The 13,736-nt window shown below is 23.0% G+C and carries 14 protein-coding genes; 6 read left to right on the plus strand and 8 right to left on the minus strand.

Annotated elements, in window-relative coordinates; genetic code table 4:
• Nucleotides 1-79 precede the first annotated feature (79 nt).
• The 3 genes from AACK96_RS03700 (at nt 80) to AACK96_RS03710 (ending at nt 2,335) form a co-directional block, all read left to right on the plus strand.
• Complete coding sequence (locus tag AACK96_RS03700) at nt 80-589, plus strand: PTS glucose transporter subunit IIA (RefSeq protein ID WP_338975075.1); 510 nt, start codon at nt 80-82, stop codon at nt 587-589.
• Between the two features lie 108 nt (nt 590-697).
• Entirely contained in the window at nt 698-1,660 is a 963-nt protein-coding gene (locus AACK96_RS03705; protein ID WP_338975076.1) for an alpha/beta hydrolase, read from the plus strand.
• Between the two features lie 192 nt (nt 1,661-1,852).
• A complete protein-coding gene (locus tag AACK96_RS03710) occupies nt 1,853-2,335 on the plus strand; it encodes a hypothetical protein (protein WP_338975078.1) in 483 nt (160 codons plus the stop codon).
• Between the two features lie 46 nt (nt 2,336-2,381).
• Here AACK96_RS03710 and AACK96_RS03715 read toward each other — a convergent pair whose 3' ends face one another.
• The 8 genes from AACK96_RS03715 to AACK96_RS03750 all read right to left on the minus strand — a co-directional run bounded on the left by AACK96_RS03715 (nt 2,382) and on the right by AACK96_RS03750 (nt 11,616).
• Nucleotides 2,382-3,689, minus strand: coding sequence for a hypothetical protein (locus AACK96_RS03715; protein ID WP_338975079.1), 1,308 nt, complete (start codon nt 3,687-3,689; stop codon nt 2,382-2,384).
• A gap of 139 nt (nt 3,690-3,828) precedes the next feature.
• Complete coding sequence (locus AACK96_RS03720) at nt 3,829-4,794, minus strand: hypothetical protein (protein WP_338975080.1); 966 nt, start codon at nt 4,792-4,794, stop codon at nt 3,829-3,831.
• 84 nt (nt 4,795-4,878) lie between these two features.
• Complete coding sequence (locus AACK96_RS03725) at nt 4,879-6,678, minus strand: ABC transporter ATP-binding protein (RefSeq protein ID WP_338975081.1); 1,800 nt, start codon at nt 6,676-6,678, stop codon at nt 4,879-4,881.
• A 39-nt stretch (nt 6,679-6,717) separates the two neighbouring features.
• Nucleotides 6,718-7,272, minus strand: coding sequence for a hypothetical protein (locus AACK96_RS03730; RefSeq protein WP_338975082.1), 555 nt, complete (start codon nt 7,270-7,272; stop codon nt 6,718-6,720).
• A complete protein-coding gene (locus tag AACK96_RS03735; protein ID WP_338962941.1) occupies nt 7,265-8,110 on the minus strand; it encodes a site-specific DNA-methyltransferase in 846 nt (281 codons plus the stop codon). Before AACK96_RS03735 ends, AACK96_RS03730 begins: the two co-directional genes overlap by 8 nt.
• Nucleotides 8,111-8,241: 131 nt before the next feature.
• Entirely contained in the window at nt 8,242-9,339 is a 1,098-nt protein-coding gene (locus AACK96_RS03740) for a nicotinate-nucleotide adenylyltransferase (protein WP_338975083.1), read from the minus strand.
• Entirely contained in the window at nt 9,339-10,238 is a 900-nt protein-coding gene (locus AACK96_RS03745; RefSeq protein WP_338975084.1) for a deoxyribonuclease IV, read from the minus strand. The genes AACK96_RS03740 and AACK96_RS03745 overlap by 1 nt, the downstream gene beginning before the upstream one ends.
• 19 nt (nt 10,239-10,257) lie before the next feature.
• Nucleotides 10,258-11,616: a DEAD/DEAH box helicase gene (locus AACK96_RS03750; protein WP_338975085.1), complete on the minus strand. Its 1,359-nt coding sequence runs from the start codon at nt 11,614-11,616 to the stop codon at nt 10,258-10,260.
• 282 nt (nt 11,617-11,898) lie between these two features.
• Here AACK96_RS03750 and AACK96_RS03755 point away from each other — a divergent pair, with 282 nt between their 5' ends.
• From AACK96_RS03755 to AACK96_RS03765, 3 genes are all read left to right on the plus strand, one after another.
• The gene (locus tag AACK96_RS03755; RefSeq protein WP_338975086.1) at nt 11,899-12,384 is read left to right on the plus strand and encodes a hypothetical protein; all 486 of its coding nucleotides are present in this window, start codon (nt 11,899-11,901) and stop codon (nt 12,382-12,384) included.
• Between the two features lie 69 nt (nt 12,385-12,453).
• On the plus strand, nt 12,454-12,969 hold the full coding sequence (locus AACK96_RS03760; protein WP_252320024.1) for a hypothetical protein: 516 nt from the start codon (nt 12,454-12,456) through the stop codon (nt 12,967-12,969).
• Between the two features lie 218 nt (nt 12,970-13,187).
• Complete coding sequence (locus tag AACK96_RS03765; protein WP_338975087.1) at nt 13,188-13,472, plus strand: hypothetical protein; 285 nt, start codon at nt 13,188-13,190, stop codon at nt 13,470-13,472.
• Nucleotides 13,473-13,736 lie beyond the last annotated feature (264 nt).

Consider the following 13,736-nt stretch of genomic DNA (forward strand, 5'->3'; position numbering starts at 1 on the left):
TTATTTATTTTTAAAGTTACATTATTTAATGTTAAAATTATAAACATCTAATTTACATAATTTTGAGGAGAATCGACATATGTTTTTCAAGAAAAAAAAACAATTACCTTTATTAATTTATGCACCAGTTACTGGTAAAGTTATTAACCTTAGTAAAGTTGAAGATCCAGTATTTGCTCAGGAAATGTTAGGGACTGGTTTTGCTATTATCCCTGAATATAAAGGTAAAGATGGAGTTGAATTTGTATCACCATTTGATGGAAAATTAGCAACAGTATTTAATACAGGACATGCTTATGGTATTAAAGATGTAAATACAGGTATTGAATGTTTAGTTCATATTGGTATTGATACTGTTGAATTAGCTGGTAAGGGCTTTGATATTAAAGTTGAACAAGGTAAACCAATTAAAAAATCAGAAGTAATGGTAGTTGCTAATTTACAAGAAGTTAAGAATAAAGGTAAAAAAGTAACAACACCAATTGTTTTCAGTAATGAAACAATGGAAGGTTATGTTGTAAAGCAAGTAGTAAAAGATGATGAACAAGTAACGGTTGGTCAATTAATTGCTGAAGTCACTAAGAAATAAATATTTTTATTAAAACAAAACCATTTAAGGTTTTGTTTTAATAAAAATAAAATTAATTTGATAAAATATTAGTAAGTATTTATATATTATTGGAGGGTATCATTTATTATGGATAATTTTTGGCAACATTATTGATGAGCAATACTTATCGTAGTTTTAGCTATGTTAATAATACTTTATATTTTATATAGAATTTATCAAATTTTCCATATTGATTATCACTGAGAACTGAATCGTCATTTTCCACAATGAAGTAACGAGGGAATCATTACTAGGGATAACTATTTTTTACATACTGAATTTAAATTTGTTGATAATAGTAAATATATTATTATTGGTATTCATGGTATGGGTGCCTCTTTAACAGACTTTAAAACAGCTGCTAAGTTTTTTACTAAACATGGTATTTCATTTTTAAGTTTTGATCAACGAGGTTGAGGAGAAAATGAAAAATGAAAATATCATACTTTAGGAACAACTATTAATGATATTAAAGATATTATAACGGTTTTGAATGAACGTTATCCTAATAAAAAAATTTTATTAATGGGTGAATCATTAGGTTCTGCATTAACAGCATTAGCAATTAAAAGATTAGCAAAAATGATTGATGGTGCAATTTTAACTAATTTTGTTACTAAGAAACAAATATTTAAAATAAAACCTTCATTAGTTTGTCATGCAATTTGAGGATTTCTATTTTATAAACATCATCCATTACCTATTACTTTTGATATGGAAACAATTTCTATTAATTCTAATTATATTAAAAAAGGGAAAATTAGAGCAATGACTAATATGAAATTTACATTATTATTTTCCTTACAAGCACAAAAATTAAGTAAACAAGTACCAAAAAATCTTAATAGTGCTAAATGTCCGGTTTTGATTGTTCAATCTGCAAAAGATATATTTGCTGATTTTGATAAAATTGCAAAAAATAATAAACGTTGAAGACAAGGGATAACTTATAGTTTTTATGAAGAAGGTAATCATGCGATTTTAAATGAACCCAATATTAATATTATTTTAGAAGATATTTTAACTTGAATAGAAAAAGAACATAAATAATGATTATTTATGATATTAGATCAAAAAATAATTAGAAAATTTAAAAATAGTAAATAATAGTTGATTGCGTAATTTTTATTTTATAGTTATAATAGTATTTATAATTTAATAATTGTTCATACCTAGTATAGTAATTTAACTATACTAGGTTTTATTAAATTAAAATTATATGTGAAAAGGAAGATAAAAATTATGAATATTATTACAGATCAAAAAGAATTAATGAATGAAATTGAAGGTTTATTAGAAGAAATTGAAAATAAAATTGAAGTAGAAAGAAGAATTGATAAAACTAAAAAAGAAATATTAGGTGATATTTCAGATTCTGTAGGAACTCCTGCCTATATGCAAACAGCTGGACTAGTACAATATATTAAACAACAATTAAACGAGGAGAAATCAAAAACAAATCCTAATATTAAACAATTAATGTCAATTATGTCAGAACTTAATGAAGTAAAAGAAAAAATAGATGTCACAGGTCAAGATTATAATTGACGTAATGCTAGAAAATATAAAACATCTAATAATCCAGAATTTTTAAAAAGAATTGAAAACCTTAAAGTTGAGTGTTTAGAAATTCACGAAGAATATTTAATTAATAATTCTAATCAAATGGCAGAAAACCAACCATCAGCATCTAATCAAAGTAGTGTAAGACAACATTCATTGTAAAAATAATGCCTTAATTAAGGCATCATTTTTTATATATTAAATTTAATTATTTTTTAAATTGAAAACTAATATTATCTAAATCAATTGCTAAACTACAACCAGCAATTAAATTTGGTGATGAAGTAACACGTGCATTTCATTGATAATAAATATTATTATCATCATGGTATACATAAAGTTCAATAATTGGAAGTTGAATAATAAGATCAGAAATTGCTACAACATTATAAGGATTTTGTAGTTCATATTTAATATTTTTATTAGTAGTAATATTATTAGTATCACCAGTAAGATTATTATTTTCTTTATATGTACCCATATTATTAATTGATAGTTTAGAATTATTAAAATTAAATTTAGGATAAAGTTGTGAAAATTGTTCTCAATTTTTTGCATATTTAGTTCAATTTAAAATGATTTGTTGATCACTATTTTTTGATCAATCATTTTTATTAATATTGCTAAAGTCTTCTTTATAATGATAGTTAATACTTTGTTTTATATTTTGGACATTTCATTTTGTATAGTAAATTGCTACTAAGTTATTATCATTATCAAAAATAAAATTTAATGAATAATCTTTTATATTTAGGAAAAGGGGTGAATTTTTAATAAAGTTAAAGATGTTATTATTTTTAACAATTAAGTTAATAATATTATTTGTTAATTGGTTACTAATTAGTTTGTTTAAACTGCTTTTATTAATGAATTGTTGACTAATATTATAAGCTATTGCTAAAGAAATTTTATTATTAATAGCAGCATCAGCAATGTAATATAATCCTAAATTCTCACTAAGATTGTTATTATTTTCAATTTTAGAAGCACCAGCAATGTTAGAAATATCAATATTTTGTTCAAGACCACCAAATTGTAAATATGTTCAATTATTGTCACCAATAAAATTATTTTGTTGATATTCACTAAAATTGTAAGCATCAGAATAATTAGGATTGCTTTTAAGTGATGTTACTTTTTTGTGGCTGTTCATTTCTTGTTTTGTATTTTCAATATTTAATTTATCTTCATTAGGAATAGTAACTTTGGTATTATAAACTAGGTTACCTGTTGTATCTACTAAGAAGACGTTTCTAGCATTGGTAAAAGTATAACTTTTTAATGCTGAAGTATCATAACTATAAAATTTATGATCGGTTGTTGATTGGTTAGTAATTCAGTCACTATTATTTAAATATTGATATTGATTATTAAATAATGATGTTTGATTAGTAGTGGCGTTTGCTTTTTGTAAATCATTTTTGCTACTATTAAAGTGATTCACACTAGTTAAAATAGTGGTACTTGTTGCTAGTGAAAAAATACCAACTGTTAAAATATTTATTGTTTTTCTCATATTTTATACCTTTAAAGTTAATATATAATTTTAATAAAGATATAAAGTTTATATCATCATTAAAATTATAACGATATTAAACTATCGTTATTTATATTATAGTACTTTTAGCGAAATTCTACAATTATGAGTTAAATATTTATTTAACTTTTCTCATAGATTCAAAAAAAGATTTAATTTGAAAATTTTCAGTACTTATTACTAGTCTAGAAGCTTTTAATTCTGTTAAAATTTGATTTAAAATTTTGCAAATTTCTTCTACAAATAATTTTAATGTTTTAATAACATTAAATCCAAAAATAAATATATAATTTTTTCTATTATCAATAAATTCATAATAATTATAATTAGTATCAACTCAAATTCATAAATAATTAGGATTTGAATTTATTTGATTGATTGAAATATATTTTTCCATTTTTTCTTCTTTAATAAGATTTAAAATTCATGTACTTCTTTCATTATCATTAACTATTTTAAAATAATGAATAAAACTATTAATAATTAAATTATCATAATCCATTTTTTTTAGTTGTTGATTAATAATTTTGTTTTTATTAAAAATCTGTTTTTCAGATAACATAATTAAATTATTTTTAACTGTAAAATTTAATTTTATTTTTAAATTTTCATATGATACTTGCTTTTTTTCTGAATTGTAACCTTGCATAAAAATACTATGTGTTAATAAATTACGCATAAATTTTAATCAAAAAATAATATTTAATTTCTCAAAATTATTTTTAATTTTATTTATTTTACTTTTATTTTTTTTAGTTAAATTTTTACTTTTATATATGTTTAAAATTTCAAAAGAAAAATAAACAAGTTCATACACATCATATAAATAATTTACTAAAGTTCTAATATTAGTGATAATACTACATTTAGATTTTTCTAATATAATTAAATCATTACTAATACTTGTAATATTAACTCTAGCATTTAGTAATTTTTGTATTTGTTTTTGATCATAAGATCACTTTTTTTCTTTAGAAGCCTCATTTAATAAAACTGAAGCAAAAAAATCTATATATTCAAATATATAACTTTCTAATTTAACTATTGCATTAAGTTTATCTTCATAGGAATTATTATTTTTCATATTATTATATTCCTTACTAAATTTGAAAATATTAATTTTATTTTTTAATTTAAATATGGGAATATTAATGGTTCATTAAAAATTTTAGCCCATAATTCCAGCTTCATATAAATGTTTAAAGTGACCTTCTTTAACTTTTAATTCATCAAAAGTACCAACTTGAACTAAACCTTTTTCTTTTTCTAAAACTAAAATCTTATCAACAGTTTTAATTGTTGATAAACGATGGGCAATAATAATACTAGTACGACCAATCATTAATTTATTAAATTGTGCTTGTATTTCCTTTTCGACAATATTATCTAAAGCACTAGTAGCTTCATCTAAAATTAATAGTTCTGGATTTTTTAAAAAGATACGAGCAATAGCTACTCTTTGTTTTTGACCACCAGATAAGTTAATCCCACGTTCACCTAAAATTGTATTATAACCATTAGGTAATTGTTCAATGTAATCATGTAAGTTAGCTTTACTTGCAGCAATTTTGATTTCTTCTAAAGTTGCTCCTTGCTTAGTATAACTAATGTTTTCGGCAAATGTGCCAAATAAAATTTGTGGATGTTGTTCAATATAGCCAATATGATGTAAGTATTGTGCTAAGTCAATATCACGTAAATCAGTATTATTATTAATTAAAATTCTTCCTTCAGCAGGGTCATAGTAACGTAGTAATAACTTAGAAATAGTAGTTTTTCCGACACCAGTTGCACCAACAATAGCATAACTTTTACCTTTTTCAAAAGTGAAAGAGAAGTTATTTAAAATTCAGTCTTCTTTTTCATCATAGCGGAAATTAACATTTTCAAAAATAATATCACTAGTAATTTGTTTTACTGGTAAGGCTTTTTCTTTATTAACTATTTTTGGTTTAATATTAAGAATTTCATTAACTCTTAAAATTGAAGTTGATGTTTTAACTCAATTACCTAAGAATTGAATACTTTGAATAACTGGGAAAATTAAAGTGTTGACTGCTAATAAAAAAGCAATTAGTTTTGGAACACTAATGATGTGTTTACTTACAAACATGAAACCAGCAACTAAACCAACAATGTTAATTCCTGTTAGTAATGTAATTAGTAATGCTCTAGTAAAACTTTCAAAAGTAATAGTTTTTTTTGCTGCTTTATAATATTTAAGATGTTCATTAGAAAATCTTTTATTTTCACTTTTTTCTGTAGCATTACTTTTAATTAAAGTAATAGTATTTAGTCGATCAGTAATATCAGCATTAACTTCAGTGTAAACTTTTCTTCATTTATAGTTTAAATAACGAATAATTTGAACATTTAATACTGATATTATTAAAATTGATAAAACAATACCTAAAACAATTAATGATAATTGTCAATTTAAAGAAAAAATAACGTAAATTGAACCAAAAAAAGTCACAATTGAACTAAGCATAGTTAAAGGAATAGATTGCATATTTTCACCAATAACACTAGTATCACTAATTAGTTTTGTTAAAGTGTCACCAATTTTGCGATCTTCATAATATGACATATCTAAATCTAGTAAATGTTTTAAAACTTTATTTCGATATTCAATTTCAACTTTAACACCAATGATGCTTCCTGTTAAATTACGAAAGTACATAAATAATCCTGATGCAATTTGTAAACTAATTAAAATATAAGCTAAAGTAGTAATTTTTTCTCATTGAAAACCATCGGGGGTAGCTAAAAAATTATTAGTAATTTTAGGAATAATTACTGAAATTATTGAAGAAGCAATAGTGGTTAGTATTGCAATTAGATAAAGTAGTGGATATTTTTTAAAGTATTTAATAACTGCGCTTAAGAAACCACTTTTTTTTATTTTTGCTGTTGTTTTTTCTTTTGTCGGCGAAGCAGTAATTTTTGTTTTATTTTTTTTGGACATAATATTTGATCTCCTTATTAATAATTTATTTTTTATTTGTTATAGTGGTAAACCCAATTCTTTTAATGGAATATAATTAAAAAAATAACGACAATTACTATCTATTATATAATTTAAAGTATTTTTATATTCTGGTTTTTTAAATCAATCACTTAATAAATATCAGTATTCAATTTTGCAATTTAATATTGATAAAAGTTTTTGTCATTGTTTTCTTTTAAAATCACAAGTTTGTAGTTTTTCATCAACACTTCCAGCAACATTTTGTGTTTTAATTTCAATAATAAAAAAAGTATTATTCTTATATACAAAAATACTGTCATCTGGTAGTAATTTTTTTGATAAAAAGTAATTTCAGTTTAAATTGTGGTGTTTTTCTAAATAAACATAGATTGCATGTTTTTTGAAAATATTTGCAACATGTTCTCCCATATAAAACAATTCAAATGCATCATTTCGTTTTAAATTGTGAATTCCAATCATATTTTTAATTTCATAATTTTCTTGTTTTTTAAAAAATGAATATAACTCTTTTTCTCCTTCAAAAGCGAGACCAGTTTTTGTATTTGCACCACCGATTCCATTTTTAACCATTATTATCATCCAATCTTTTTTTTGCTAGATTAAAATATTCAATATTATTTTCAATTCCTATGAAATTTCTATTGTGCATTTTACATGCAAGACCAGTTGTGCCACTACCCATAAACGGATCTAAGACAATATCATTTTCATTAGTACAAGCAATTATAATTCTTTTTAAAAGATCTAATGGTTTTTGTGAAGGATGTTTACCATAAATTTTTTCAAATGGTTTAGGAGTAGTTATTGCTCAAACACTTCGCATTTGCTTATCTTCATTCTTAAAATTATCTTCTTCTCATTTAGAATATTTCATATCTTTGTAATTAAAAACATGTTTAGAATTGCTATCTTTTTTTGCTCATATTAATGTTTCATGACTAGCAGTAAAATTTCTACAACCAATATTAGGTGTACAATTAGGTTTGTATCAAGCTATATCATTAAGAATGTGAAAATTTAGCTCTTGTAAAATAAAACCACAAATATAAATAGAATGATAAGTTCCAGTAATTATTAAAGTTCCATTTGGTTTTAAAATTCTTTTGCATTCTTTAATTCATTTTTGATGAAATTTATAATTTTCAAGAAAACCTTTACTTTTATCTCATTCACCTTTATTAACAGATGTTCTTTTGCCAGCGTTAACACTATAACCATTATTTGATAAAAAATAAGGTGGATCGATAAAAATAAAATCAACTAATTCATTTTTCATTTTTTTCATTTCAACAAAACTATCTCCAAAAATAAGATTTATTTTTTTAACTTGATTTGAATTTGAATTATCTATTTTAAGTTTAACTGTTTTTCCATTTTTGGTTTCTAATTCTTTACTCACTAAACTCATTATTAGTACTCCTTAGTTACAATTATTTGTTTATATTATTACAATACTATTTAGTTTATTAAATTTCCCTTTTCTTTAATATTATATATTAAATAATTAATAAATAAGTATTTTACTGTAGATACTATTTGTTAATTATTATTACTTCACGTTTCATATATTGTTAAAAACTTATTATTTAATGGTTTTTTTTGTTCTAGTAAATGCTTTTTTAAAATTTCTAGATAGTATTTAAAAGCAACAGTTAAATCTTGAAAGGCAAGTTTTCTTAATTCTTCAACATAATAATGGTTACGTTCAATTGATATTTTATCTGCTAATAATACTATTAATTCTAAAGGTTTCATTTCGTTTGCACCAGTAGTGTGTTTAGCAATTGCATGAAGAACTAAATCATCATGGTACTGATAATGATGTTTTAAATACAATGCTGCTACATAACCATGTCAAATTGGAAATGGTTCTTGTAAAATTTCTTTATTATATTTTGTTAAAAATTTAGTCATTTTATTTTTACTTCATTGTTTGCAAAGGTCATGATAAGTTCCTGCAATTAGGGCTTTATTAGCATCTTCGTTATAATGGATTGCTAATTTAACAGCCATTTTACCAACATTAATACAATGTTCAGTTCTATTGTTATCCAAATTTGCTTTTAAACGCTCATAACTATATATTAAATTATTGTTAATATAATCATTAATTTTTATATCAATTTGATTAATAATTTCACCATTTCTAATTTTGGCAGAGCTAATATCACTACTTGGTCGAACTACTAAATTTTGACACTTGTATTTTGACATTAGTTCTAATGTTTTACGATAATGAGGGCGATTAACAACAATAATTTTAACTAAATTAATTAACTGTTCAATTCCTTGTCATTTATTTAAGGTATATAAATTATCAGAACCAATAATAAAAAAGAATTTGTGATTTGGATAGTTTTCAATAAAGTAGTTAATAGTATTAATAGTATAACTAGGTTGCTTACTTGTTAGTTCATAATCATTTAATTTTATTCAAGAATAGTTTTTAATAACTAAATTAATCATATCGACTCTTTGTTGATCGCTGGCACTGCCACTATCTTTTAACGGATTTTGTTTTGTTGGTAAAATTCAAACTTCATCAAGTGAAAGTTTATGATAAGCTGTATTTGCAATGTTTAAATGTTGATTATGAAATGGATCAAAAGTTCCACCAAAAATGCCAATTCTTTTCATTATTTGTTAGTTCCTAATGATTCTAAAATTTCTTTATTATATTTTTTTGTTCTTATCATTTTAATTTCATGTAAATAAGGTGGATGACCATTAATTCATGGCGTTTCTAAAATTTTTATTTTAGTAAGCAACAATGGATGATAAATAATGTTAATTAAAGTTTGAAAACCAAGGTAACCCATTCCTAAGTTAGCATGACGATCTTTATGAGCATTGATTGGGTTTTTAGAATCATTAACATGAATAACTAATAATTTATCTAATCCAATAAGTTGATCAAATTGTTGTATTATTTGTTCTAAATTATTATTAAGATCATAACCAGCATCAGATAAGTGACAAGTATCTCAACAAACACCAATTAGTTCGGGTCTTTTTACATTATTAATAATATATTGAAGTTGTTCAAAAGTAGTTCCTACTTCACTACCTTTTCCTGACATTGTTTCCAAAGCAATTTTTACAGTTTGTTTTTCTAAACATGCTGCATTTAGTCCTTTAACAATTTGTTCTAAAGCAGTTTGTGGTAAAGCACCAACAGCGCTACCTGGATGTAAAACCAAAGTTTTAATGCCAATATCTTGACAGCGAATTATTTCTTGTCGTAAGAAATCTACTGCTAATTGGTAAGTACTTTTGTTAATACTATTAGCCAGATTAATAATGTAAGGAGCATGAACAATAAGATTATTAATATCAATATTTTTTTCAATTAGTTTTTCTGTAAATTCTTTAATAAATAATGCTTTGGTTGATTTACGAATTGTATTTTGTGGAGCACCTGTATAAAACATAAACGTATTGGCATTATAACTTAGAGCCTCTTCAAGAGCACCCAATAAATATTTTGGTGCTTTCATTGAAACATGAGATCCAATAATTAATTTGTTATTTTCCATCTTGCTTCCTCTTTCATTATTAATTTTCATCAAAAAGTTTTTTTCTTCTTGCAATTGCTTGTGTTTTTTTAATTTTCTTAATTGATGCTTTAATGTGTTGTTTTCTTGTTTCTTTTTTTATTGCTTCTAAATCTTTATTAAATTTTTTCTTATAACCAGGAGTTACATTTTTATTTTTTTTAAAGCGATTAATAACATATTGCTCTTCTTTATTTCTTTCTATTTTTCGTTTATGAGCAACGATGTTGTCATTACTAATTTCTGGTAGTAACTTATTATCTTTAATTTTATAGTATTCTATTGGAACATTTAAATTTTTTAACTTATGAATAGTAGAATTATCACTCTTATCATAAAATACATAAGAAATACCTGAATAGTTAGCTCGTCCTGTTCGACCTGCTCGATGAAAATAATATTCTAGATTATTTGTCGGTAATTGTAAAGAGATAACATGAGATACCCCTTCAATATCAATACCACGTGCTGCGATATCTGAACAAACAACATATTGATATTCAAAATTTTTAATACGTTTAAAAGTTTGAGAACGTTCTCGTGCTGGTAATCCACCATGTAAGATTGCTACTTTTTTATTTTCTTCAATTAAGACGTTTGCAATTTCTTCAATATTTTCTTTGTTATTAACAAAAATTAAGCATAAATAAGGATCAAACATTGTTAATAATGATTGTAGTTGTTTTTTACTATCTTGATGATGACGATTAATAAAAATATGTTGAATTTTTTGAGATTTATTATCAATACTAATTGTAGTAGCGTTAGTAATATATTTTTTTAATCAAGTAACTAGTTGGGGTAATATTGTTGCTGAAAAAGTCATAATTTGAGTATTTTTATTCATTTTAGTAATTAAAAAATCTAAATTTTCCATGAATCCCATATCAAATAACATATCACATTCATCAATAACTAAAGTGTTAGTAGTAGTAATTGCTAACATATTAAGTTCATATAAACGTTTTAATCTAGTTGGAGTTCCAATTACAATTTGTGGTTGATTATTACTTAAATTATTACTTTGACGAATAATATCTTTGCCACCCACTAAACAAGCAATGCTAATATTTTGATCTTTGATTAAAGCTTTTAAAAAATTGAACGTTTGTTGAGCAAGTTCACGAGTAGGTGTAATAATAACTGCTTGTGTTACTTTTAAAGTAACATTACAATTATTTAAAATTGGAATTAAATAAGTATGAGTTTTACCACTACCAGTAGCACTTTTAATAATTAAGTTTTTATTAGTTAATGCTAAAGGAATAATTTCGGTTTGGACTGGTGTTGGATTAATTAGTTTTTCTTTTTTTAAATTTTCAATTAGTCATGGTTGTAAATTAAATTGTTGAAATGACATGCGTTCACCTTTTTCTTTAATGCAATATTAATATTTTATCTTATTTTTACTAAGTTCTTTAAAAAATAAGATAAAAAACTTTATTAAAAGTAATAATAATTACTATTTTAATGTTTAAGATTATTAATTTTCAAAAAATAAAAAAATACATCAGTAATTTATACAACTAATTGTTTATTTAAATTTCTACTCTAATAAAAGTAAAATGTCAATAGATTATTTTTAATCATGTAAAATTAATTTTGAAAAAAATTAAGGGCTTAGAAAAGAGGTTTGTAATTTATGTCAGAAGAAGAAAAGAAAAAGAAGAAGAAATCAACAAAAATTATTGCTGGTCTTATCGGCTCTGCAGCTTTAATTGGAGCCACCATTGCTGGTGGTATGACAGCTATTGCCGAAACAGAAGGAGAAAAAGAAGAAGAAGAGGAAGAAAAAAATAAAAAAAAATCAAATGATTCGATCTCTAAACAATCATCAATTAGTGATAATAAACAAACTTTAGCAGTAATTTTCAAAAACAAAACAAATCTGCAATTAAAACCTGAAGACAAATTGAAAATGACAAGTCCAGAAACTGTAAAGGAGGTTATTAAAGAGAGACTAATTGAAAGTAATCCACAATCAAATTTAATAAAAGAAAAAATTATTTTAGGTAATTTAAAATATAATAATATGAACATTAAACCAACTACTTTAACAGTTGAAATGACTTATGATGACCCTTTAGTTATTGGAAGTGTAATTTTAAATGTAATTTATCCAAAATAAAAGATAAGAAGAACTTGTTTATAAAATGACGCAAATTTATATATTAAGAAAATTTAGGGGGTTATTTATATGCAAAATAATTTAAATATAATGTTTTTAGTTAATTGATCAGATTTTTCAATAAAGGACTGAATAATCATAGGATTATCAATATTATTATTAATGCTAACTTTTATTTTTATTTTAGTTATTTTTCTTTTTAAAAGAAAAAGATTTAAGTTTAAAATAAATAATATTATAAGTGATAATTTAGTAAAAATAGGTAAAAATAATTATAAATTTTCAAGTAGAAATGCTTTTATACTCTTTAATGAAATTAAATCAATAATTTTAGATAAGCGTTATAAGTATTTTTATAAATTTAAAAAGAGATATAAAGATGGTAGTTTAAATAATGAACTTTTTGATATAGTTCAAAAATATTATTTAAAAAATGAAAAAGAATTAAAGAAAAAACCAAAACCTTTATTTGAAAATAAAAAAAATGATAAACCCAGTGATGCTGTTAATAAAAAAGATGATAAAAAAGTTAAATTTGTTTTTGATGATCAAGAAATGACAGTAAAAATTGAAGAAGATAAATAAAACTACTCAATTGAGTAGTTTTATTTATCTATAACTATTTTTTTATATTTTAAAAATATGTATAAAAATTTAACACCAAATATTCTAGATATTATGATATAATTTTTTAAACTTAATTTAAGTTTTCAACTCATTATTTTAATTTTTAAAGTATATATAAATTAATTGCTGAAATTAAAGAAGAAATAAAACTTCCAGAAGGATTTGAAGAAAGAAAAATGTACCATGCTTGAATACAAGAACCACTTTGCAATGTTGTAGATATCACTTGATATTATGAAATTGATATAAAAATTCAAAATATTGAAAAAAGATTAAATGATAATATTAATAAAACTAGTTTAAAAGAAATCAAAATAGAATTGGAAAAAATAACAAAAGAAATTGATCAAAAAAATGGTTGAGATATAGAAAAAGATAATAATTTTATTGATGAAATAAATAAAATAAGTTTATCAATCCAACATAAAACTAAAATTAATAATAAATTTATAGCAAAATAAAAATAGTTACCATTTTGGTAACTATTTTTCTAAATTAAAAAAGATGCTAAAATCAAAAACATAAACTTAATATAAGTTTAATACACTATTTATTTTAAAAAGGAAATATAAAATATGGATATAATGTTAGAGAATAACAATAACGAAAAAACAAAAGATGAATCTATTTTTGTGCCTTCTCCCGCTATTTTTGTATAAATTTCATTTGAAAACATTAAAACTAAAAAACAAAAACATGCAGAAAGACAAAAACAATATTTAGAA

Origin of the sequence: Spiroplasma endosymbiont of Tricholauxania praeusta (genome assembly GCF_964019535.1) — a bacterium.
GTDB classification, from domain to species: domain Bacteria; phylum Bacillota_I; class Bacilli_A; order Mycoplasmatales; family VBWQ01; genus Spiroplasma_E; species Spiroplasma_E ixodetis_A.